The sequence below is a fragment of the Bradyrhizobium sp. genome (genome assembly GCF_030646015.1).
Lineage (GTDB): Bacteria > Pseudomonadota > Alphaproteobacteria > Rhizobiales > Xanthobacteraceae > Bradyrhizobium.
On record NZ_JAUSLT010000176.1, the window covers coordinates 1 to 21,507 of the forward strand.

Sequence of the window (21,507 nt, forward strand, 5' to 3'; positions counted from 1 at the left end):
CTTCGGCGTGATCTCGACCAGTTCGTCGTCCTCGATATAGGCCAGCGCCTTTTCCAGCGTCATGCGGATCGGCGGAGTCAGGCGCACCGCCTCGTCCTTCGAGGTGGTGCGGATGTTGGTGAGCTGCTTGCCCTTGAGGATGTTGATCTCGAGGTCGTTGTCGCGGGTATGCTCGCCGACGATCATGCCCTTGTAGACCTTCCAGCCGGGCTCGATCATCATCGGGCCGCGGTCTTCCAGCTTGAACATGGCGTAGGCCACGGCCTCGCCCTGGTCGTTGGAGATCAGCACGCCGTTGCGACGACCCTGGATGTCGCCCTTGTAGGGCAGGTAGTTGTGAAACAGGCGGTTCATGATCGCCGTGCCCTTGGTGTCGGTCATCAGGTCGCCCTGATAGCCGATCAGCCCGCGGGTCGGCGCGTAGAACACCAGCCGCAGACGATTGCCGCCGGACGGGCGCATCTCGATCATCTCGGCCTTGCGCTCGCTCATTTTCTGCACCACGACGCCGGAGAATTCCTCGTCGACGTCGATCACGACTTCCTCGACCGGCTCCAGCAACTCGCCGTTCTCGTCCTTGGTCAGCACGACGCGGGGACGCGACACCGAGAGTTCGAAACCTTCCCGGCGCATTTGCTCGATCAGGATGGCAAGCTGCAATTCGCCGCGGCCGGAGACGATCATCGAGTCCTTGTCTTCGGCCTCGACGACCTTCAATGCGACGTTGCCTTCGGCCTCGCGCAGCAGCCGGTCGCGGATCAGGCGGCTGGTTACCTTGTCGCCCTCGGTTCCGGCGAGCGGAGAATTGTTGACGATGAACGACATCGATACGGTCGGCGGATCGATCGCCTGGGCCTGGATCGGAACTTCAACGCTCGGATCGCAGAAGGTATCGGCGACGGTGCCCTTGGGCAGGCCGGCGATGGCGACGATGTCGCCGGCTTCGGCGAGTTCGAGTGGCACTCGCTCAAGTCCGCGGAAGGCGAGGATCTTGGTGATGCGGCCGGTTTCCACCAGCTTGCCGTCACGCGAGATCACCTTCACCGCCTGGTTCGGCCTGACCGATCCGGACGCGATGCGGCCGGTGATGATGCGGCCGAGATAGGGGTTGGCCTCGAGAATGGTGCCGAGCAGCCGGAACGGGCCTTCCTCGACCACCGGCGGCGGGACATGCTTGATGACGAGGTCGAACAGCGGCTTCATGCCGACATCGTGGGAGGCGTCCGGCGAGGCGGCCATCCAGCCGTTCTTGCCGGACCCGTAGAGAATCGGGAAGTCGAGCTGTTCGTCGGTCGCGTCGAGCGCCGCGAACAGGTCGAACACTTCGTTGACGACTTCGGTGATGCGTGCGTCGGGACGGTCGACCTTGTTGATGGCGACGATCGGCTTCAGGCCGAGCTTCAGCGCCTTGCTGACCACGAATTTGGTCTGCGGCATGGGTCCTTCGGCGGCATCGACCAGCACGATCACGCCGTCGACCATCGAGAGAATACGCTCCACCTCGCCGCCGAAGTCGGCGTGACCAGGGGTGTCGACGATGTTGATCTGGGTATCTTCCCAATGCACCGAGGTGCACTTGGCCAGAATGGTGATGCCGCGCTCTTTTTCCAGATCGTTGGAGTCCATCGCGCGCTCGACCTGGCGCTGGTTGTCGCGGTAGGTGCCGGATTGCTGCAGCAGCTTGTCGACGAGGGTGGTCTTGCCGTGGTCGACGTGGGCGATGATGGCGATGTTGCGAAGGTTCATGACTGTTCTTTTGGCTCGGACAATGGCTGGAGCGCGATCTCGCCGGAAAACCGGGACCCACTTTTCCGGATCACGCTCAAAACCTGGAATTCTGAAGGCGCCCATGGCGCCCAAAAACGAAGCCCGGCCATAAGGACCGGGCGTATCTTGCTCGTTGCGGCGCAATATAGTCAGAAAACGCCAAAAAACAATGATTTGTTTGGCAGTTGGTTACCCCATTTTTGCCGATCCTGCCGCCCTAATTGCCTTTTTCAGGGGCGGGATAGACGCCCCGCAACACCTCCTCGAAATGATTTTTGACCGCCTCATTGCAAAGGCAGGCCCGGATGCGCAGGGCGTCGGGGTTGCGGACCATGATCGAGCCGCGGCGGGTCTCCAGGACGCCGTCCGCCTTGAAGGTCTGGATCACGCGGCTGGTATAGCTGCGGCCGACCCCGAGCAGGGTCGCCAGCTGCTCATGGGTCAGCGGCACGACGTCGTCGCCGTCGGTGCGCTCCATCGCCGAGATGATCCATTTGGCGGTGCGCTGCTCGATCGAATGGATCGCGTTGCAGGCCGTGGACTGGAAGATCTGGGCCAGCATGCAGTCGGCATAGCGCGCGAAGACGTTACGCAGGCTGGCCGATCTGGACTTCGCCGCATCGAGCTTTCCGACCGGCATTCGAACGAACGGCCCGCCGAACTTGACCATGATGCGGGTGTAAGCGGGCAGATAGCCTTGGCTGACGATACCTCCCACCGCGCCTTCGCGGCCGATCAGGATGGTCTCGACGTCACGACCGTCCTCATTGGGCACCAGATAGGACGCGAGACTCGCGCCGCAGGGAAAATGCACGGTCTCGACATCGTCGCCGGGATTGTAGAGCAGATCGTTGGGCCCGGCCTCTGCCGGCGACAGATGCGGTGCAATCAAGGCAAAGTCGCCGGCGCTGAGCCGTCGCAACAGGTTGTTGTAAGGACGGTCGTTCCCGTCAGGAGCGTCGCCGCTTCGCGCTGTCATTCCGGATGTCCCCTGGCCCGCCACCCCACAATATCTGATCGCACTGGACTGCTGTGTGCACAAGTGAACAGACAGGCGGGTCGGGACGTGATGGTTTCACAATCGGAACCGGTCGATGCCGACCCCCTACAACGTGACGAATGATGGAACCCGCAGCTTCTGACGGCATGCCCGGCGACGTATTGATTGTCGAGGATGACCCGATCATCGCGCTCGATTTCGAGGACACCATTCTCGGTTTCGGCGTGAAGGGGGTTCGTACCGCGGCGAATGTCGCCAGGGCGCTCGCCATGATCGCCGATCGTACGCCGGATTTTGCCCTGCTCGATGTCGGACTGGTGCGCGAAAAGAGTTTTGCGATTGCCGAGCGGCTGGATGAGTTGAAGATTCCCTTCATCTTCGTCACCGGATATGGCGTCGATGTCAGGTTGCCGGCCCCGCTCGCCGACAAGCCGCGGCTGCCAAAACCGTATTCGTCGGAGGCGCTGAAGGCGCTGCTGCTGCGTTCCCGGCAGAATGCCGGGCGCTGAATCTATCCTGGCTTGCCTGGCCTGGGATCGAGCGTTGTCGACCACAGCGCCACATCGGCGCGGTCGCGCAGGGTCACGGTCATCTGTCCGGTCGCGCCCTCGATTCTGACGTGACCGAAGAACTGCATGCCGGCCGATGGCGGCAGGTTCTGCTGGCCTTGCCCCGGCGCCTTGATGAATTTCACCTCCGGCCCGAACGTGTTGTCGAGTTGGTTCGGCCCGAAGGTGCCGGCATGAAGCGGACCGGCGACGAACTCCCAGAACGGCTCGAAATCCTGAAATTGCGCCTTGTCAGGATTGTAGTAATGCGCCGCTGCGTAGTGCACGTCCGCCGTCAGCCACACGGTATTGACGATCCCGGCTGACTTGATGAAACGCAGGATATCCGCGATCTCGAGTTCGCGGCCGCGCGGTGGACCGTCGCCTTGCGCGAACGCCTCCGAACCGCTCCTGTTGGCGGCATCGTCATAGACGATGATGCTGAGTGGCATGTCGGAGGCGATCACCTTCCAGGTGGCGCGCGAGTTCAGCAATCCGCGCTTCAGCCAAGCCAGCTGGTCGGGCCCGAGGAAGTAGCTCTCGGGGCCGTAAGCGGTCTGCTGGTTTTCCCCGTTGGCGCCGCGATAGCTGCGCTCGTCCAGCATGAAGACATCGAGATGCGGTCCATAATGGAGCGTGCGGTAGATCCGGCCAGGCTCGGCGAGGCTTTCGCGCATCGGGTACATCTCGTGGAACGCGCGGGCCGACCGCGCGGCGAGCAGACCGATGCTGCGCTCTTTGTAGGCGGCGGGCAGCTGCTTCGAGGCCGACCAGTTGTTGGTGACTTCGTGGTCGTCCCACTGCACGAAGATCGGCACCTCGGCATTGAAGGCGCGCACATTATCGTCGAGGAAATTATACTTATGCGCCGCGCGAAACTCGTCGAGCGTCTCGGCAACTTTGGCCTTCTCCGGGATCGTGACGTTCTTCCAGACCTTGCCGTCGGCGAGCTTCACTTCGGCGGCAATGACGCCGTCGGCATAGATGGTGTCGCCGGAATGCAGCAGGAAATCCGGCCGGTGTCTGCGCATGGTAGCGAAGGTGACCATGCCACCGTCGTCGGGATTGATGCCCCAGCCTTGTCCGGCGACGTCGCCGCCCCACACAAAACTGACGTCGCGGCGGTCGGCGGGCGCGGTGCGGAAGCGGCCGATCGCCGGCTCGCTCGAGATGGCGGGATGGGCGAGGTCGCGGAACCGAACGCGATAAAAGGTCTCCTGCCCGGCCGGCAGGTTTTCCAGCAGCATTTTCGCGGTGAAGTCGCTTTCGGGCAGCGCCGCGATCGGCGGCAAGACCTTCGCGTGGCTGAACGATTCAGTGGTGGCGACCTCGACCATCATGTGTGACGGCCGGTCCGCGCGCGCCCACACCACGCCGCCATCGGCCCCGACGTCGCCGGATTGCACGCCATGGGTGATCTGCGGCCGGTCGGCGGCGCGGCTGAGATAGGGCATCGCCAAAACGCCGATGCTCGTAGCCGCGGCGGTCGTCAGCAAACGCCGGCGGGAAATCCTGATGGTCATGCAAGGCTCCTTATCGGGCTGTCAGGATACGCCGCGCTGACAGACGTAGAAAGGTTCTGTGACGACCCGATTACAGGAGGCGCGCATCATACACGGTGTCGTCCCGGCCAAGCGAAGCGCGAGCCGGGATCCATACGCCGTGTCCTAACGGTGATACGCTGGCGTTAGATACTTCGTGCAACAACAGACGACCGGGATTATGGGTCCCGGCGTCCGCCGGGACGACATGCGGAGGGTGTCTACAACGTGCCGGTGGCCCGGAACTGGGCGCCCGCCCGTTGCAGGCTCTGCGGCAGGCTCATCAGCACCGCCTTGCGGTCGGCCACTGCGTTGTGGAATTGATCGAGCGCGATATTGAAGGCGGTCAATGAACCTTCCTCGATGGTGCCATGCTCGAAGCAGCGTAACGTATCGCGCAGGATATCGTCCGCCTCCGTTTGCATCTGGTCGAGTTCTTCGGTGGAATCGCTGTGCCGCGCGGCGACAATCATGTCCAGCAGGCGTTCGCGCAAGGTGCTGTTGTTGTGGCGCTCGTCCTTCTTCAGGTAGCCGGCGAACCAGGCGCCGGCCGAGCCCATCGCCGACAGTCCCATCAGTCCCCACCAGATGAAATCGCTGTAGCGGTCGAAGAAGGTCTTTTCGTCGCCATCGACATAGGCCGCAGCGCCGGGATGCGCGGGAAGCACGGCGTCCTTGTCGGTGTCGGGGGTTTCGATCTGCGCCGCCAACGGAAAATCCGTCTTCAAGGTTTGGCGTACCGCGAACAGCTGCCGGGTAAAGGTGGCGACCGTCGATTCGGCCAGGCCCTTCCGCGCCACGATGTGGTGGGAGAAGCTGATCGTCTTGACCTCTTCCTCGGGCCTGGCGGGCGAGCCGCCAAAGGCGCCGGCAGGTATTTCGGAGGCCTCGTAAACCGGATGGTTCTGGGCGATTGCCGCGGCCGAATCGATCGCGAGGAAGGTCGGAACCCCGCCATCCCTGGTCGAGGCCGCAATCGCGTCCGCGGTGATCTTGCTGTTGACGGGGCCGGCGGCGAGATAGGCATCCGCCTTCTGGTTGCGGATGGCTTCGGCGGCTTCATGGGCCGGAAACTGGACGATTTCGACCTTGGTCGAATCGACGCCGTATTGCTGCAGGATCACCTTGAGCAAATTGACATTGGCTTCGGTGCGGCCGACCACGCCGATGCGGCGTCCGGCAAGATGGACGATCTTGGTGATCTTCGGCCCCGCCTTCTTGCCTTTGACTTTGGGCGCCGGAGGCACCCACAGCACCGCGACGTTCTTGCGCAGCGTCGCCACCGCCTGGGCATTTTTCGGCACGTCGAGATCGCCGCGGATGATGGCGAGATCGGCCTTGCCATCCGCCAGCGCCTGCGCGCTCGCCTTGGCGCCATCGGTCTGCATCGGGCGCAATCGAATCTGGCCGCGCGCCGGGACAAAGGCCTGCGTCAGGGTTTGAATCACCTTGACGTCTTCGCTGTTGGCCGGGCCGACCGCGATCCGCAGCGTCACCGGGCGCATCGCAAAATAGTAGGCCGCCGCGACCGCGCCGACCACGGCGAGGAGCGCCGCCAGCACGACGAACATCAGCCGCCGCTTCGCCGAGCGAGGCGATTGCGGCCTCGGCGGCTCGACCGGCTCGACTCCTCCGGTCGATCTTGCAAACAATCGTTTGACGTCCAAATTCATGCTGCCAATCGGTTGAAGCAATATTCTAGCAAATTTTCGGCCGGCGCGGGGTTACATCGGCGTAATGGTTACCGGCCGTCTTTGGACCGGTTTTGCCGCCTTATTGTGGCATGGATCCCTGAACCCAACTTCGGTGTTAGGGTAAAGTTCACGTGAAACGGGAGACGGTCATGGCGGAGCGGTTGTCGGCGGAGGCTCGAAAGGCGGCGCTGCTGGAGTTGCTGCCGGGATGGGCTGAAACGCCAGGCCGCGAGGCGATTGCGCGAACCTTCGTCTTCAAGGATTTCAACGAGGCGTTCGGGTTCATGACCCGCGCCGCACTGGTGGCCGAGAAGAGCGATCATCACCCCGAATGGCGCAACGTCTACAAGACGGTGGAAGTGGTGCTGGCCACCCACGACGCCGGCGGCGTTACCGCCCTCGATATCGCCCTCGCCAAGGCCATGAACGCGATATCAAGGCAATTCGGCGTCGCCTGATACCGACCAATCTTGCAGCAGGGGCACGACATCCCCAACTCTTACCTGCGACAGCTGCGGCGATCCGCCGCGCAAGTTTGGGGGAGCCCTGAGCGATGGCATCCGAGCATACCGTGGGTTTCGAGCCGGCCGACGAGCTGGCAAAAGACCGCGAAGGCGTGCGCCGGCGCTTCTGGATCAAGCTGAAGCGGGTAGCGGCGAAACTGCCGTTCGCCGAGGAACTGCTCGCGGCCTATTACTGCGCGTTCGACCGGCAGACGCCTCGCCACGTGCAGGCGGCGCTGCTCGGGGCCATGGCCTATTTCATCCTGCCGTTCGATTTTGTCCCGGACATGCTGCCGGTGCTGGGTTTCACCGACGACGCCGCGGTGCTCGCCACCGCGATCCGGATGGTCGCCAGCCACATCCTGCCGGAGCATCGCGATGCCGCCCGCGCCGCGCTGCAGCGGGGCATCGAGGACGCCGACCCCGGCGAGGCCGGTGCCTGAAGGTTTCAGGCCTCGCCGGGTCGCGTGCTAGCGCGGCTTCTGCGGTGAACGCAGCTGCGCCCGGGCGTTTTGCTCGGCGTCCCAGGCCTGGAACTGCTTGAACAGCGCATCCCGCTCGGAGTCGGAGGGCAGCTTTCCGCCCGCCGTCTTCTGCTTCAGGAATTCGTCGAACCGGCTGCGCGCGACGGGCTCGATCTTGTGCTCGTCGAGCCATTGTCTGGCGGCTGGGAAACGGTTCCAGTCCTGCAGCGGCGCCGCCAGCGAGACCTCCTTCCATTTCGGATGGAAGGGCGGCTTCTGGAAGGTCGGAAATTTCGTGAAGAAGTTGTCCACGAACAGCGCGAGCTTGCGATAGCGCTCGGTGTTGGGCGCCCAGTTGTAAGCCGCCAGCACCGCCGGCACCGCGATGGTGTCGACCTGCGCTCCTTCCGCGATCAGATTGGGGTAGTCCTTCGCGGTCAGGGTGGCGGGCAGATAGTCGCCCTGCAGCGGCTTGGCGTATTCGACCGGCACGAGGTGAAACCGGTCGTCCTTGAACTGGCTGACGGACTTGTACGGCTTGCCGCCGGCACAGATCACGGCGTCGATCTCGCCGGCCTTCAACTTCTCCATCGAGATGCGTTGCTCGATGTAGGCGAATTTCGGCTTGATTCCGAGCCGCTCGAACACGTTCGTCGCCGTGATGAAGGTGCCGCCGTTCGGAAGGTCGACGCTGACGGTCTTGCCCTCGAGATCCTTCATGCTGCGGATCGATTTCGAGGCGATGACGTACATCTCCTCATTGTACAACTTGGTCACATAGGTGAACTGCTTCTTGATGTCCTTGGCGAAGCCTTTTTTCTCGAGATAGTCGAGCGTGTCGGACCGCACGATGCCGAGGTCGACGCCCTGCAGGAACAGAATATCGGCGACGCTCTGCACCGAGCCGCGGCCGACGATCGAAAGCACGCGCAGCTTGTTGCCGTCATCAAGCACGGATGCCAGGTCGGCGCCGAACTGGACGTAGGTGCCGCCGATGGTGCCGGACATCACCGTCACCGTATTGGCGTTCAAGGCCCGCTTCGTCTCCACCGATCCGAACTGGAATATCGCCTTGAGGCTTTCGCTGACCTTGGCCGGGTCATATTCCTTGTCCTCGGCGCGCGCCGCGAAGCCATAAGCCATCGTCATGGCGATGATCGCCATCCCTACTGAGCGTTTCATGGTGTCCCCTGCTGTCGTGAGTTTAGTTCTGGAGTTGACTGAGGCGCTGCTGCGCTTCCTGTGAGCCGAACTTGGCCGCCTTGCGGTACCAGTCCCGCGCCTTCGCCGGATCGGCAGTGATGCTTCGGGCATCCAGTGCTCCCAGCACGGCCGGATCCCAGGTCTGGGCCAGCAACAGAGCGGCGCCGGCCTCTTGCGCGTCGGCGGCGCGTTCGAGCAGCAATCTTGCAGAAGCGATATCGCCGATTTCGATCAGGCCCCTGGCCCGCTTCAGCAGTGTCGCGAGTTCGCCGGCATCGAGCCGTCGTGCCGGCGGGGCCTCGACCGCGGGCGGACGGGTTTCCATCTGGCGCTGGTGAGCGGCTCGCAGCGCGAGAGCGATTTCGTCGCGCGTCGGCGCTGCCGGTTCGGACTGCGGCAAGGCGGCGAGGTTGACCGGTGATGGCGCGGCCGGCGCCGGCTGAGCGGAGGCCGCCGGTGCTGCAGGCGCTGGTCCCAAAGCTGTTTTCGGCGAAGCGCTGGCCTGAGTGCCGATCAGCGCCGCCTTGGCGTTTGCAAACAAGGCGACGGGATTTTCCACGGACAGGATCGCGATCGCGAGGGCTACTCCGGCTGCCACCAAAAGGCTCGCCTTGATATACTGCGACCGGACATCCGCTCTGGCCAATTCGCTTTCGCCGCCGTTTCCAAAGCCCCGCTGCCTGGGTTCGGCGGCGTCGTTGCAAAGAAAAAGTGGAATGTCCTCGGGAAGGAAATAGTCTCGCTTCGCCATCGATGGCGTCGGGCCGTATTCGATGAATTCGCCGCCGCCTGCAGCTTCGTGAAGCGACTCGACGGATTGTTCGCCGCAAGCTGTGAGCCTGGTATTCTGCGCCATGGTGATGCCTCCCGCGCTACACACGCAACATCGGGCATCCCGGCATCAGCTTCTTGTTATTGTTGTTGTCGACCGGGCGCCCGTACTGAGGGCCCTAAATCGCCGTTTGAATCAGTCCAAAAAGCGACCATCGCCGGCGCGAATCGGGAGATATCTTGATTTCATTGCGGCAAGACCCGACGTTATCAGGGCGAGTTCGTGCAAGGCCTCGTCGCCCCGGCCTCCGAGCCGGGGCCCATACGCCGTGCCGTCGCGTTCGGGCAAGACGTCGGACACCTTCTTCTATCCATAGCCGCCGCGGCGTATGGGTCCCGGCGCGGAGGCCGGGACGACGTTGTTGAGAGAGTGCGCGAATCGCAATGACGGGCGCACAATCACGGATGCAGGATCACCTTGCCCATCGCCTTGCGGCCGGCCAGCACCTTTAGCGCGTCGGCGGTCTGCGCCAGCGGGAAGGTGCGGTCGACATGCGACGAGATCTTGCCTTCCGCGGTCCACTTCACCAGCTTCTCCAGATTGGCGCGGTTCTTTTCCGGATTGAGCCTGGCCCATGCGCCCCAGAACACGCCGCGGATGTCGCAGCCTTTCAGCAGTGCGAGATTGAGCGGCATCTTCGGAATGTCGCCGGCGGCGAATCCGATCACCAGAAAGCGGCCTTCCCATGCGATCGAACGCAGCGAGGCCTCGGCGTAAGTGCCGCCGACCGGATCGAAGATGATGTCGACGCCCTTGCCGCCGGTCAGCCGCCGCAGGCCTTCCTTGAGGTCTTCGGTGGCGTAGTTCAGTCCGAGCTCGGCGCCGTGCGCCTTGGCGAATTCGAGCTTCTCCTCGGATGACGCGCAGGCGATCACCTTCAGGCCCATCAGCTTGCCGAGTTCGCAGGCCGCCAGGCCGGTGCCGCCGGCGGCTCCCAGCACCGCCATGGTCTCGCCCGGCTTCAGGCTGGCGCGATCTTCCAGCGCATGCAGCGCGGTGCCGTAGATGATGAAGATTCCGGCGGCGCGATCGAAATCGAGATTGTCGGGGATCTTGACGATCGAATTGGCCGGCAGCGCGATCTTTTCGCGCGCGCCATTGTGGCCGCAGGACGCCGCCACGCGGTCGCCCACTTTCAGGTCGGTGACCCCTGCGCCAACGCTCTCGATCACGCCCGCGACTTCGGCGGCCGGTGAAAACGGGAACGGCGGCTTGATCTGGTATTTGCCCTGGATCATCAGCAGGTCGAAGAAATTCAGCGCCGCGGACTTGATCGCGATCACGGCCTCGCCGGGGCCGGCGACGGGATCGGGCACATCGGCCAGCACGAGATCGTCGGGGCCGCAATATTGCGAGCAGAGAATGGCTTTCATGGACACACCTGAGTTTCGGACGCACAAAGAGGGCTGAATGCTTCATGCCGGATTTGCGGCCGGGCTACAATACGGGGCGGAGGAATCAAACGATGTTCGAAAAGGGACTGCTGGCGAAAAAGCGCATCCTGGTCACCGGCGGTGGTTCCGGGCTGGGTGCCGCGATGGGACGCCGCTTCGTCGAGCTTGGCGCCGAACTGATCATCTGCGGCCGCCGCCTCGAATTGCTGGAGGCGACCGCGGCGCAGATGCGCAGCGAATTCGGCGGCAAGGTCAGCGTCGTCAGATGCGACATCCGCGACGGCGGCGCGGTCGAGGCCATGATGGATGCGCTCTGGCGCGAGGCGCCGCTCGACGTGCTGGTCAACAATGCCGCCGCGACCTTCATCGCGCAGACCGAGCATCTGTCGTTCCGCGCGGCGGACGCGATCCTGGCGCCGACCCTGCACGGCGCGATGTATTGCACGCTCGGTGCCGGCAAGCGCTGGATCGAAGGCGCGCACAAGGGCGTGGTGCTGAGCATTCTCTCGACCTCGACCATTACCGGCCGCGCCTTCACGGTGCCCTCGGCGATGGCGAAGTCCGCGATCCTTGCGATGACCAGGAGCCTCGCGGTGGAGTGGGGACCCAAGGGCATCCGCACGGTGGCGATTGCGCCGGGCGCATTCCCGACGCCGGGTGCATCGGGCCAGCTTCGGCCCGAGGGCCGTGACGACAAATGGTCGTCGAAAAATCCGCTCGGCCGTGTCGGCGAACATGGCGAGTTGGCCGATCTCGCGAGTTTCCTGATTTCGGACCGGGCCGGCTACATCAACGGCGAGATGGTGGTGCAGGACGGCGGCGCGCATCTGCGCAGTTCCGGCGCCGAGGATCTGCTGCAATGGACCGACGCGCAGTGGGAGAAGCAGCGCACGGCGCGCTCGAAGGGCTGAGGCTTAGCCGCATCATAACTTGCTGGATGCGCCGGCTCGGCGATCCCCCGACTGCCTTCCCAAAAAGGCATTTCCCGGCTATCCATCGGTGCGTGATCGGGGAATGCCGGGGGGCCATCTTCCAGTCACAATAATGAGGGAACCAGATTTGGTCATGTCCGTGCGGCGAATTCTGATATCCCTGATGGCGAGTGTGGTTGTGTGCGGGATCGCGATCCCGGCGCAGGCGCAGAGCGCGTCGTCGAAGGCCTCGAAAGATGCGGCCAAGTCTAATTCTGTAAAGCCCGCAGCCGCCAAGCCGGAGGCGAAAGCCGCTGCTGCCGCTGGCGGAGCGGAACCGACACTGATCGGCCAGTTCGGCACCTGGGGCGCCTACACCGCGACGCCGAACGGCAAGAAGGTGTGCTTCGCGCTGGCAAAGCCCTCGTCGTCGAAAACCAATCCGCCGAATCGTCCGCGCGATCCGGCCTACGCCTTCGTCTCGACGCGTCCGGCGGAAAAGGTCACCAACGAAGTCTCCATCATGATCGGCTATGCGCTGAAGCCGGGCTCGGAATCGTCGCTGGAAGTCGGCGGCGCCTCCTACGCCATGTACACCCAGGGCGACGGGCTCTGGATCAAGAACGCCGCCGAGGAAGAGCGCATGGTGGAAGCCATGCGCAAGGCCGCCGAGGTGACGGTCAAGGGCATATCCGCCAAGGGCACCGAGACCACGGACACCTTCTCGCTGAAGGGCCTTGCCCAGGCGCTCGACCGGCTGGCGCAGGATTGCAGGCGTTAAGCCGCTTTTGATGCCGAAAACGATGTATTTGGTGGCTTTCCAGCAGGCCCTGGAAGGCCTATTTGATGTCCCATGACTGACACCCTGACCCATTCGCCGGAAGCCGGTTCCGGCGCCAGCGCGCCGCTGGAAAAAATCGCGCTCGAAACCTACGTGCCGCTGGCAAAACCGTCGCTGGTCGGGCTGTCGCGCGCGGAGATTTCCGACAAGCTCGGCGCCATCGGCGTTCAGCCCTCGCAGCGCAAGATGCGGGTGCAGCAGTTGTGGCACTGGATCTATGTCCGCGGCGCGCAGAATTTTGCCGACATGACCAGCATCTCCAAGGATATGCGGGCGCAACTCGAGACGCATTTTACCGTGGCGCGGCCCGAGGTGGTTGCAGAACAGATCTCCAACGACGGCACCCGCAAATGGCTGCTGCGATTGCCGAGCGGCGATTCGATCGAGAAAGCGCATGAAGTCGAGTGCGTCTACATTCCGGAAACCGACCGCGGCACGCTGTGCGTTTCCTCGCAGGTCGGCTGCACGCTGACCTGCTCGTTCTGCCATACCGGCACGCAGCGGCTGGTGCGCAACCTGACCGCGGGCGAAATCGTCGGCCAGATCATGGTGGCGCGCGACCGCCTCAACGACTGGGCCGACCGCGAAACCCCGACCGGCAGCCGCCTCGTCACCAATGTGGTCATGATGGGCATGGGCGAGCCCCTGTATAATTTCGAGGCGGTGCGCGATGCGCTGCTGATCGTGTCGGACAATGAAGGCATCGGCATTTCCCGCCGCCGCATCACGCTGTCGACCTCGGGCGTAGTGCCGAACATCGCCCGCGCCGGCGACGAGATCGGCGTCATGCTGGCGATCTCGCTGCATGCGGTGCGCGACGAGTTGCGCAACGAGCTGGTGCCGCTGAACCGGAAATACCCGATCGCCGAATTGCTGCAGGCCTGCCGCGACTATCCGGGCTCGTCCAACGCCCGGCGCATCACCTTCGAATATGTGATGCTGAAGGGCGTCAATGATTCGCTCGACGACGCCAAGCTGCTGGTCAAGATGCTGAAGGGCATCCACGCCAAGATCAATCTCATTCCGTTCAATCCGTGGCCGGGCACGCGCTACGAATGCTCGGACTGGGACCAGATCGAGAAATTCTCCGAATACATCTTCAACGCCGGCTACTCCTCGCCGGTGCGCACGCCACGTGGCCGCGACATCCTGGCGGCCTGCGGCCAGTTGAAATCGGAGACCGAGAAACTGTCGGCACGCGAGCGCCAGGCGCTGCGCGCCATGGCGATGACGGATTGATGTGTTTCAAAGCGTCATGATGCGGACGGGTGGTTTGCGCGGCAGTACGTACAAATCCCTCATGGCGAGGAGCGCGTCCGGCAGCGCCCTGGCGCTGCCAGCGTGCGTCTCGAACCATTGGGCACACAGCTTGTTGCCATCCTTCGAGACGCCGCGCGAAGATGCGCGGCTCCTCAGGATGAGGTCGGGGTGGGGCGTCCGACAGGTGAGAATCCGATGTCCCTGATCGGCCGGCTCTTCGTCATCCTGTTCGGTTTCCTCGCCGCCTGCCTGGTGGCGGGGATCATCGTGGTCGGCGCGGTGCTGTTCCCGGAATTTTCCGATTTCGCAGATAGTCAGATCGACCCGTCCGCGCTCAACGTAATACTCGGCTTCGGTTTCATCTTCCTCAGCGGGTTTGCGCTGTTGCCGGCGACGATCGTGGTCTTGATCACCGAGGCGTTTTACATCAGGAGCGTGCTGGCTTACGCGCTGGGCGGCGGCATCGTCGGGCTCGCCTGCTATCTCGGCCTGATCCCGTTCGATCCCGACACCCTTCGCTTCGACGGCATTGTCCGCCGCCATCTCGAAATCATGACCGGCGCCGGCATCGTCGCGGGTCTGGTGTACTGGATGATCGCGGGCCGCAACGCCGGCGCCTGGCGCGAACCGCGCCGCCCGCTGACACCCCCGCCGCCGCTGTCCTCGCATTCGCCCGCACCACCGCCGCCACCAGCGTCATGAAGAAGCGGCCCGGACGCCTTTTCATCCCCGGCGGGCTCGGCTAAACCCCGCGCCATGAACCGATCGGGACTTTATACCGCGCTGGCGCTGGCGCTCATTGTCGGATTGCTGTTCGGGATTTATCCCGAGCTCGATCTGCAGCTGGCCGGCCTGTTCTTCGATGCATCCAACAAGACCTTTCCGCTGAAATTCAACACGCTGGCGGCGATCGCGCGCGACGCCGCGATGTGGATCGCGTGGGGCCTGGCGCTGCCGTCAATCGTGGCACTTGTGGTGAAGCTGGCGCGGCCGGACAAGCCGTTGCTGGTATCCGGACGGACGGTCATGTTCCTGCTGGTGACGCTGGTGCTTTCCGCCGGGGTTCTCACCAATCTCACCTTCAAGAGCTATTGGGGCCGGCCGCGTCCCATCGTGGTCACGCAATTCAACGGACCGGCGGATTTCGTGCCGTGGTGGGATCCGCGCGGCAGCTGCGGCCGCAACTGCTCGTTCTTTTCAGGCGAAGGCGCCACCGCGTTCTGGACCTACGCGCCCGCGGCGCTGACGCCGCCGGCCTGGCGGCCGCTGGCGTTCACCGCGGCGACGCTGTTCGGCGTGGTCACCAGCGGCTTGCGGATGGCGTTCGGCGGCCACTTCTTCCCCGACGTCGCGGCCGCCGGGCTGGTGACGTTTTTCGTGGTCTGGTTGGCCTTTGCCTATATCTACCGCTGGCCCTCGACCCGGCTGACCGACGCGCGGATCGACGCTGCGCTGACGCGGTTCGCCTGGCCGCTCTACCGGTTGCGGCAGAAATGGCGCGGGCGCTCCGTGTAGTTCGACTTCATCGCGCCTGTCGCCATTAAACGCGTGCCCATCGGCGGGAAATTTGTTATTCGCGCACTCAAACCGCACACGCCGCCAAACAACGTCCGTCATTTCGACCGATTGGAAGCTCCATGAGTACCATCCTGAAAAGCCTGCCCAAGGGGGAAAAAGTCGGTATCGCTTTCTCGGGCGGCCTCGACACGTCGGCGGCGCTGCTGTGGATGAAGCAAAAGGGCGCCCGCACCTTTGCCTATACCGCCAATCTCGGCCAGCCCGACGAGACCGACTACGACGAGATTCCGCGCAAGGCGCTGGAGTTCGGCGCCGAAAAAGCCCGGCTGGTGGATTGCCGCACGCAGCTGGTCCACGAAGGCATCGCCGCCATCCAGTCCGGCGCCTTCCACGTCTCGACCGGCGGCATCGCTTATTTCAACACCACGCCGCTCGGCCGCGCCGTGACCGGCACGATGCTGGTGTCGGCCATGAAGGAGGATGGCGTCAACATCTGGGGCGATGGCTCGACCTACAAGGGCAACGATATCGAACGGTTCTACCGCTACGGCCTGCTGACCAACCCTAACTTGCGGATCTACAAGCCCTGGCTCGACCAGGCGTTCATCGACGAACTGGGCGGCCGCGCAGAAATGTCGGCGTACATGACCGCGCAGGGGTTCGCCTACAAGATGAGCTCCGAGAAGGCGTATTCGACCGACAGCAATCTGCTCGGCGCCACCCACGAGGCGAAGGATCTCGAGAGTCTCGACAGCGGCATCAAGATCGTCAACCCGATCATGGGCGTGCCGTTCTGGCGAGACGATTGTGTCGTCAAGGCCGAAAAGGTCGCCGTGCGTTTTGAGGAGGGCCAGCCGGTTGCGCTGAACGGCAAGACCTTCGCCGATCCCGTCGCGCTGTTCCTCGAAGCCAATGCCATCGGCGGTCGGCATGGCCTCGGCATGAGCGACCAGATCGAGAACCGGATCATCGAGGCCAAGAGCCGCGGCATTTACGAAGCGCCGGCCATGGCGCTACTGCACATCGCCTACGAACGCCTGGTCACGGGCATCCACAATGAAGACACCATCGAGCAATACCGGGTTAGCGGCATGCGCCTTGGCCGGTTGCTCTACCAGGGGCGGTGGTTCGATTCCCAGGCCCTGATGCTGCGCGAAACCGCCCAGCGCTGGGTGGCTCGCGCGGTGACCGGTGAGGTGACGCTCGAACTGCGCCGTGGCAACGACTACTCGATCCTGAACACCGAAAGCCCGAACCTGACCTATGCGCCGGAGCGGCTGAGCATGGAGAAGGTGGAAGATGCGGCGTTCACGCCGGCAGACCGTATCGGTCAGCTGACCATGCGCAATCTCGACATCACCGATACCCGCGCCAAGCTGAATCTCTACGCAAAGACAGGTTTACTGTCGATCGGCGAAGGCTCCGACATCCTCAAACTCGAGAACGACAAGAGCTGAACCGTGCGGGCGTAACTTTGTGGATGGACGCCGCGGGCTTCATCAAGCCTGCGTAATGGAGTTGTCATTCTCGGCCGGTAGGATAGCAGACTCCGCGCGCGCTGTTCTGCGATAGAGGTCGCCCCAGTGCCCGCGCTGGAATTTTCTGACGCGGAGCCCTCATGATCAAGTATTTCGCCGCAGCGTCCCTCATGGTCATGGCGTCGGGATCGTCCCTTCTTGCCCAGACCGTCTATCCGATCGACCGCGCCGAGATTCTTGCCGGCGCGACATTCGACTTCAAGGTCGAATTCCCCGACCGGGTCGATCCGGCGAAGTTGCAGGTGACCGTGAATGGCGAGGATTATGCCGCGGTGTTCGGCCGCACGGGCGCGTTCATTGAGCGCGAAGACGGCAAGGAGCAGTCGGCGCTGATGCTGCGCGACGTTGCGCTGACCAAGCCCGGTCGTGTCACGGTCGAAGTCGGCGATGGCACGCGCCGCCGCAAGCTGGTGTGGACGGTCTACGACACCGGGCCGCGCAAGGCGAAGAATGTCATCCTGTTCATCGGCGACGGCATGTCGCCGGCCCATCGCACCGCCGCGCGGCTGTTGTCCAAGGGCATCGCGGAAGGCAAGAGCCTCGGCAGACTGGCGATCGACGACATGCCCCACATGGCGCTGGTGGCGACCGCCGGCTCGGATTCGATCATCACCGATTCAGCCAACTCGGCCAGCGCCTATGCCACCGGCCACAAGACCGCTTCGGCTGCGATGGGCGTCTATGCCGACCGCACCATCAGTCCGTTCGACGACCCCAGGGTCGAAACCATCACCAGTCTGGCGAAGCGGCGGCTCGGTCTCAGCATCGGTATCGTCACCAATACCGAAGTCGAGGATGCGACGCCGGCCGCGATGATCGCGCATACCCGCCGCCGAGGCACCTATGACGAGATCGTCGCGCAGTATTTCGCCGCCAGGCCCGATGTCCTGATGGGCGGCGGCAGCGCCAATTTCCTTCCGAAAGATGCGCCCGGCTCGAAGCGCAAGGACGATATCGATTACGTCGCCCGGTTTCGCGAGGCCGGCTACAGGATGGCGACGACCGCGGGCGAACTCAATGCGCTGGCGGCCCAACCCGAGACGCGCCGGTTGCTCGGCCTGTTCGCCGCGGGAAATATGGATGGCGCGCTGGACCGCAAATTTCTCAAGGGCGGCGGCGTTGGCAAGTTTCCCGAGCAGCCCGATTTGACCGAGCAGGTCCAGGCCGCATTGGACGTGCTGTCGAGGAATGATGCCGGTTTCTTCCTGATGGTCGAATCCGGAATGATCGACAAATATGCGCATCTACTGGATATGGAGCGCGCGGTGTACGACACCATCATGCTCGACAATGCGGTGCGGCTGGCGCGCGACTGGGCGCGGTCGCGTGGGGACGACACGCTGATCCTGGTTGTGGCGGATCACAATCATCCCAACAGCCTTGTCGGCACACTCAATGACGACATGGGCGTGACGCCGAACGTGCCGCTGCGCGAGCGCGTCAGCGTGTACGAGAAGGCGGGATTTCCGAATTATCCTGATCCGGACGCGGAAGGTTATCCGTCACGCGTCGATGTCAGCCGCAGGCTGGCGATCTTCTCGGCCGCGCTGCCGGATCACTACGAAACCTTCCGCCCGAAGCTCGATCATCCGAACGAACCGACGGTGAAGGGCGAGGCGCCCGGCACCTTCAAGGCCAACGAAAAATACAAGGATGTTCCGGGTGTCGCGCTGCGTTTCGGCAATCTGCCGGCCATGATGGGCGCCAGCGTGCATTCGGGAGAAGACGTGATCCTGACCGCGGCCGGGCCCGGCAGCGAGCGGGTCCGCGGATCGATGGACAACACCGAAATATTCCGCGTCATCGCCGACGCTCTGGGGCTGGCGGCGGCGGGGCCGTAGTGCGCTTTTTTCTCCCCTCCCCCCACGCGCCCTTGCGCGTGGCGGGGAGGGGTCGGGGGTGGGGGGTGTTTCCGCAGACTCGCTGTCGGTAGTAAGAGGTCACAACTCGCAGCGAGTGCGTTGATAGACCCCCCACCCCCGACCCCTCCCCACCGCTTCGCGGGAGGGAGGGGAGAAGAAAGTGCCCTCAGGAAAGCGCCGGCCCCGAGAACATCAGCTTGACGCAGCTGCGGAAGATCAGGATCTGCCGTTCCAGCCGGCGCGGGTCGTTCAGCGTCTTCGATAGGATGATGGCGCCGTCGACGATGCATGACAGCATGTCGGCGAGATCGTCGAGGTCGACCGCTTCCTTCGGCGGATAGACCGCGGCAATGCCCTCGAAGATGCCGCGGAAGCGCGCGTTCCAGTCGCGCACCGACTGCGCGGTGAGGTCGCGCACCTCGCGGTCGAACAGCCGCTCCTGATAGCAGATGCTGGCAATCAGGCAGCCGGGATGGCCGTTCGGCAGGTCGGCCATTACTTCGGCAAGCAGCTTCAGCGAGATCAGGAACGCCTGTAGCGGATCGTCCGACAGCTGCCGGCCGCGCTCGAAGATTTCGTCGAACAGGCGATCATTGGTGTCGACGTAACGGCGAACCATCTCGCGGGCGAGCGCGTTCTTGTCCCTGAAGTGATAGAAGAAGCCGCTCTTGGTGAGACCGGCCTCCGCGATCACTTCCTCGATCGAGGTGGCGCCGAATCCCTTGGCGAGGACGGCTGCTTCCGCGACCTCGAGGATCCGCTCCCGCGTGGCTTCGCCTTTTCCCATTCAACACTCCGAAAACGGCTCTTGGAAAAACTGTACTCGCGGTACGGATTGCTGCGCTCGCGGCCGCGCCGTGGCTTCGTCCGCGCCGTACAACCTTCTGATTTCGTATCAATTTTCAGCCAAAGGTTCAGCCGCACCACGCGCTCGCTAGGAAGCCGCGACATTATGCGGCACCAGTGGCACGAGACCCGGGCCGGCGTCGTGAGACCAAACGGACGGCACAGGGCGGATTGATGACGGAGATGATTGAAGTGACAAAATATCGACATGACCTGCCGCAACGCCGCGGCGGCATTTTTCTCACCGACGGCGGCATGGAAACGACGCTGATTTTTCACGAGGGCGTGGATCTGCCGCACTTCGCAGCCTTCGTGCTGCTCGACAGCCCGAAAGGCCGGCAGAAGCTGCAGAAATATTATGCAGCCTATCTCGCGGTCGCGCGCGCGCACGGTACGGGTTTCGTGCTCGACAGCCCGACATGGCGCGCCAATTCCGATTGGGCCGACAAGCTCGGCTATGACGCCGCAGCGCTCAAGGCGATCAATGTCCGTTCGATCGCGTTCCTGGAGGGCCTGCGTGCCGGATGGGAAAGGCCGGAGGCGCCGTGCGTCATCAGCGGCGCGATCGGCCCGCGCGGCGACGGCTACAAGGCCGGCCGCATGGATGCGGCGGAGGCCGAGGCCTATCACGCGACACAGATTGCCGCGTTCGTCGAAGGCGGCGCCGACATGGTGACGGCCTATACGCTGAACAGCATCAACGAAGCGATCGGCATCGCGCGCGCGGCCAGGGCGCAGCGAATTCCAGCCGCGATCTCGTTCACGGTGGAGACCGACGGCCGCCTGGTCAACGGCGAGACGTTGCGCGAGGCCGTTGAGGCCGTGGATCGCGAGACGTCAGGCGCGCCGGAATATTTCATGATCAACTGCGCGCATCCGGCGCATTTCGAAAGCGCGCTGCAGGCGGGTGAAGCCTGGACCAGGCGCATCCATGGTGTGCGGGCCAACGCGTCGACCAAAAGCCACGCCGAACTCGATGAATCCACGACGCTCGATGCGGGCGATCCGCGCGATCTGGGCCGGCGCTACCGCGATCTCAGGCGCGCGTTCCCGGCGATGCGGATGCTCGGCGGCTGCTGCGGCACCGATCACCGTCATGTCCAGGCGATCTGCGACGCCGTCCTGCCGCCGCGCGCCCTCAGCGCCTGAGCGGCGAACTACAAAATGAAATGGCCGGGATTTCTCCCGGCCATTTTTTCCTTGCGATTGCCGTGCCTCAGCGCGGCGGCGCGGTGCCGGGCGGCGGGGGCGGCAGCGATGCCGTTCCGCCGTTGAGCAGCGGCGTGATGTTGCGGATCGTGACGCGCCGATTGATGGCGCTCGGCCCGTCGGTGTCCTCTTTCGGATATTGCTCGCCATAGCCCTGCGAGGTCAGGTTTTCCATCGGCACGCCGAATTGCTGCGTCAGCAGCGTGGCCGCCGACTCGGCGCGGCGATCTGACAGCGACAGATTGTCGACGTCAGATCCCACCTTGTCGGTATGGCCTTCGATCAGGAATACCGCGCGCGGGTTGGCCGCAATCACGCGATTGAGGCCGTCGGCGATCGTCTGCAGCTTCGAGGCCTGATCCGGGGGAATCTCCCACGATCCGGTCTCGAAGTTGATGCTGTTGAGATCGATGCTCGGCATACGCTGGCGCACCGAGGGGCTGTAACGGATCTCGTCCAGCGAATAGCGCCGTTCGAGCCGCTCCACCGGCGGGGCCATCAAGGTATCGTAGAGCAGCGCCGGCGACGCTTCGTCGGCTTCGACGATGTAGCGATTCTGCGGGATGCGCAGGATCG

The 21,507-nt window shown here is 63.8% G+C and carries 20 protein-coding genes; 11 read left to right on the forward strand and 9 right to left on the reverse strand.

Going from position 1 to position 21,507, the window contains the following annotated elements; all coding sequences use genetic code 11:
• Positions 1-1,746, reverse strand: a 1,746-nt coding sequence (gene typA / locus Q7T45_RS25830; protein WP_304874716.1) for a translational GTPase TypA, incomplete at its 3' end; no start/stop codon positions are given.
• 238 nt (positions 1,747-1,984) lie between these two features.
• Positions 1,985-2,746, reverse strand: a complete 762-nt coding sequence (locus tag Q7T45_RS25835; RefSeq protein WP_304874717.1) for a Crp/Fnr family transcriptional regulator — start codon at positions 2,744-2,746, stop codon at positions 1,985-1,987.
• Positions 2,747-2,889: 143 nt separating this feature from the next.
• Between Q7T45_RS25835 and Q7T45_RS25840 the strand changes: the two genes are divergently transcribed.
• Complete coding sequence (locus tag Q7T45_RS25840; RefSeq protein ID WP_304874745.1) at positions 2,890-3,276, forward strand: response regulator; 387 nt, start codon at positions 2,890-2,892, stop codon at positions 3,274-3,276.
• A 2-nt stretch (positions 3,277-3,278) separates the two neighbouring features.
• On the opposite strand, the gene Q7T45_RS25845 is transcribed toward Q7T45_RS25840, so the two are convergent.
• On the reverse strand, positions 3,279-4,838 hold the full coding sequence (locus tag Q7T45_RS25845; RefSeq protein ID WP_304874718.1) for an alkaline phosphatase: 1,560 nt from the start codon (positions 4,836-4,838) through the stop codon (positions 3,279-3,281).
• A 239-nt stretch (positions 4,839-5,077) separates the two neighbouring features.
• On the reverse strand, positions 5,078-6,529 hold the full coding sequence (locus Q7T45_RS25850) for a TAXI family TRAP transporter solute-binding subunit (protein WP_304874720.1): 1,452 nt from the start codon (positions 6,527-6,529) through the stop codon (positions 5,078-5,080).
• A 170-nt stretch (positions 6,530-6,699) separates the two neighbouring features.
• Between Q7T45_RS25850 and Q7T45_RS25855 the strand changes: the two genes are divergently transcribed.
• Positions 6,700-7,008: a 4a-hydroxytetrahydrobiopterin dehydratase gene (locus Q7T45_RS25855; RefSeq protein ID WP_304874721.1), complete on the forward strand. Its 309-nt coding sequence runs from the start codon at positions 6,700-6,702 to the stop codon at positions 7,006-7,008.
• 95 nt (positions 7,009-7,103) lie between these two features.
• Positions 7,104-7,496: a YkvA family protein gene (locus tag Q7T45_RS25860; protein ID WP_304874723.1), complete on the forward strand. Its 393-nt coding sequence runs from the start codon at positions 7,104-7,106 to the stop codon at positions 7,494-7,496.
• A gap of 27 nt (positions 7,497-7,523) precedes the next feature.
• On the opposite strand, the gene Q7T45_RS25865 is transcribed toward Q7T45_RS25860, so the two are convergent.
• From Q7T45_RS25865 to Q7T45_RS25875, 3 genes are all read right to left on the reverse strand, one after another.
• Complete coding sequence (locus tag Q7T45_RS25865) at positions 7,524-8,699, reverse strand: TAXI family TRAP transporter solute-binding subunit (RefSeq protein ID WP_304874725.1); 1,176 nt, start codon at positions 8,697-8,699, stop codon at positions 7,524-7,526.
• A 22-nt stretch (positions 8,700-8,721) separates the two neighbouring features.
• A complete protein-coding gene (locus Q7T45_RS25870) occupies positions 8,722-9,576 on the reverse strand; it encodes a hypothetical protein (RefSeq protein WP_304874727.1) in 855 nt (284 codons plus the stop codon).
• A gap of 374 nt (positions 9,577-9,950) precedes the next feature.
• The gene (locus Q7T45_RS25875) at positions 9,951-10,925 is read right to left on the reverse strand and encodes an NADPH:quinone oxidoreductase family protein (protein ID WP_304874728.1); all 975 of its coding nucleotides are present in this window, start codon (positions 10,923-10,925) and stop codon (positions 9,951-9,953) included.
• A gap of 92 nt (positions 10,926-11,017) precedes the next feature.
• On the opposite strand from Q7T45_RS25875, the gene Q7T45_RS25880 reads away from it, so the two are divergent.
• From Q7T45_RS25880 to Q7T45_RS25910, 7 genes are all read left to right on the forward strand, one after another.
• Positions 11,018-11,857 (forward strand): SDR family oxidoreductase, encoded by an 840-nt coding sequence (locus Q7T45_RS25880; RefSeq protein WP_304874729.1) that lies wholly within the window; start codon positions 11,018-11,020, stop codon positions 11,855-11,857.
• A gap of 154 nt (positions 11,858-12,011) precedes the next feature.
• Positions 12,012-12,638, forward strand: a complete 627-nt coding sequence (locus tag Q7T45_RS25885) for an invasion associated locus B family protein (protein WP_304874730.1) — start codon at positions 12,012-12,014, stop codon at positions 12,636-12,638.
• Between the two features lie 72 nt (positions 12,639-12,710).
• Complete coding sequence (rlmN, locus tag Q7T45_RS25890) at positions 12,711-13,937, forward strand: 23S rRNA (adenine(2503)-C(2))-methyltransferase RlmN (protein ID WP_304874732.1); 1,227 nt, start codon at positions 12,711-12,713, stop codon at positions 13,935-13,937.
• A gap of 216 nt (positions 13,938-14,153) precedes the next feature.
• A complete protein-coding gene (locus tag Q7T45_RS25895; protein ID WP_304874734.1) occupies positions 14,154-14,660 on the forward strand; it encodes a hypothetical protein in 507 nt (168 codons plus the stop codon).
• Between the two features lie 54 nt (positions 14,661-14,714).
• Positions 14,715-15,473, forward strand: a complete 759-nt coding sequence (locus Q7T45_RS25900) for a phosphatase PAP2 family protein (RefSeq protein ID WP_304874736.1) — start codon at positions 14,715-14,717, stop codon at positions 15,471-15,473.
• Positions 15,474-15,595: 122 nt separating this feature from the next.
• Positions 15,596-16,933 (forward strand): argininosuccinate synthase, encoded by a 1,338-nt coding sequence (argG, locus tag Q7T45_RS25905; protein WP_304874738.1) that lies wholly within the window; start codon positions 15,596-15,598, stop codon positions 16,931-16,933.
• A gap of 161 nt (positions 16,934-17,094) precedes the next feature.
• Positions 17,095-18,855 carry an alkaline phosphatase gene (locus Q7T45_RS25910; RefSeq protein WP_304874740.1) on the forward strand — a complete coding sequence of 587 codons (1,761 nt, stop codon included), beginning with the start codon at positions 17,095-17,097 and terminating at the stop codon, positions 18,853-18,855.
• Between the two features lie 187 nt (positions 18,856-19,042).
• Here the strand turns inward: Q7T45_RS25910 and Q7T45_RS25915 are convergent, their stop codons facing one another.
• Positions 19,043-19,663, reverse strand: a complete 621-nt coding sequence (locus Q7T45_RS25915; RefSeq protein ID WP_304874742.1) for a TetR/AcrR family transcriptional regulator — start codon at positions 19,661-19,663, stop codon at positions 19,043-19,045.
• Positions 19,664-19,905: 242 nt separating this feature from the next.
• Here Q7T45_RS25915 and Q7T45_RS25920 point away from each other — a divergent pair, with 242 nt between their 5' ends.
• Positions 19,906-20,871 (forward strand): homocysteine S-methyltransferase family protein, encoded by a 966-nt coding sequence (locus Q7T45_RS25920; RefSeq protein ID WP_304874747.1) that lies wholly within the window; start codon positions 19,906-19,908, stop codon positions 20,869-20,871.
• 67 nt (positions 20,872-20,938) lie between these two features.
• Here the strand turns inward: Q7T45_RS25920 and Q7T45_RS25925 are convergent.
• Positions 20,939-21,507: OmpA family protein (locus Q7T45_RS25925; RefSeq protein ID WP_304874744.1), on the reverse strand; the 569-nt coding region annotated here is incomplete at its 5' end.

What these genes read in the sequence shown, in the direction of transcription:
- Q7T45_RS25870 (WP_304874727.1), bottom strand. Translation starts at nt 9,576, where the DNA reads ATGGCGCAGAATACCAGGCTCACAGCTTGCGGCGAACAATCCGTCGAG.
- Q7T45_RS25885 (WP_304874730.1), top strand. Translation starts at nt 12,012, where the DNA reads ATGTCCGTGCGGCGAATTCTGATATCCCTGATGGCGAGTGTGGTTGTG.
- Q7T45_RS25880 (WP_304874729.1), top strand. Translation starts at nt 11,018, where the DNA reads ATGTTCGAAAAGGGACTGCTGGCGAAAAAGCGCATCCTGGTCACCGGC.
- rlmN (WP_304874732.1), top strand. Translation starts at nt 12,711, where the DNA reads ATGACTGACACCCTGACCCATTCGCCGGAAGCCGGTTCCGGCGCCAGC.
- Q7T45_RS25895 (WP_304874734.1), top strand. Translation starts at nt 14,154, where the DNA reads ATGTCCCTGATCGGCCGGCTCTTCGTCATCCTGTTCGGTTTCCTCGCC.
- Q7T45_RS25920 (WP_304874747.1), top strand. Translation starts at nt 19,906, where the DNA reads ATGATTGAAGTGACAAAATATCGACATGACCTGCCGCAACGCCGCGGC.
- Q7T45_RS25910 (WP_304874740.1), top strand. Translation starts at nt 17,095, where the DNA reads ATGATCAAGTATTTCGCCGCAGCGTCCCTCATGGTCATGGCGTCGGGA.
- Q7T45_RS25875 (WP_304874728.1), bottom strand. Translation starts at nt 10,925, where the DNA reads ATGAAAGCCATTCTCTGCTCGCAATATTGCGGCCCCGACGATCTCGTG.
- Q7T45_RS25915 (WP_304874742.1), bottom strand. Translation starts at nt 19,663, where the DNA reads ATGGGAAAAGGCGAAGCCACGCGGGAGCGGATCCTCGAGGTCGCGGAA.
- Q7T45_RS25900 (WP_304874736.1), top strand. Translation starts at nt 14,715, where the DNA reads ATGAACCGATCGGGACTTTATACCGCGCTGGCGCTGGCGCTCATTGTC.
- Q7T45_RS25850 (WP_304874720.1), bottom strand. Translation starts at nt 6,529, where the DNA reads ATGAATTTGGACGTCAAACGATTGTTTGCAAGATCGACCGGAGGAGTC.
- Q7T45_RS25865 (WP_304874725.1), bottom strand. Translation starts at nt 8,699, where the DNA reads ATGAAACGCTCAGTAGGGATGGCGATCATCGCCATGACGATGGCTTAT.
- Q7T45_RS25840 (WP_304874745.1), top strand. Translation starts at nt 2,890, where the DNA reads ATGGAACCCGCAGCTTCTGACGGCATGCCCGGCGACGTATTGATTGTC.
- Q7T45_RS25845 (WP_304874718.1), bottom strand. Translation starts at nt 4,838, where the DNA reads ATGACCATCAGGATTTCCCGCCGGCGTTTGCTGACGACCGCCGCGGCT.
- Q7T45_RS25855 (WP_304874721.1), top strand. Translation starts at nt 6,700, where the DNA reads ATGGCGGAGCGGTTGTCGGCGGAGGCTCGAAAGGCGGCGCTGCTGGAG.
- Q7T45_RS25860 (WP_304874723.1), top strand. Translation starts at nt 7,104, where the DNA reads ATGGCATCCGAGCATACCGTGGGTTTCGAGCCGGCCGACGAGCTGGCA.
- Q7T45_RS25835 (WP_304874717.1), bottom strand. Translation starts at nt 2,746, where the DNA reads ATGACAGCGCGAAGCGGCGACGCTCCTGACGGGAACGACCGTCCTTAC.
- argG (WP_304874738.1), top strand. Translation starts at nt 15,596, where the DNA reads ATGAGTACCATCCTGAAAAGCCTGCCCAAGGGGGAAAAAGTCGGTATC.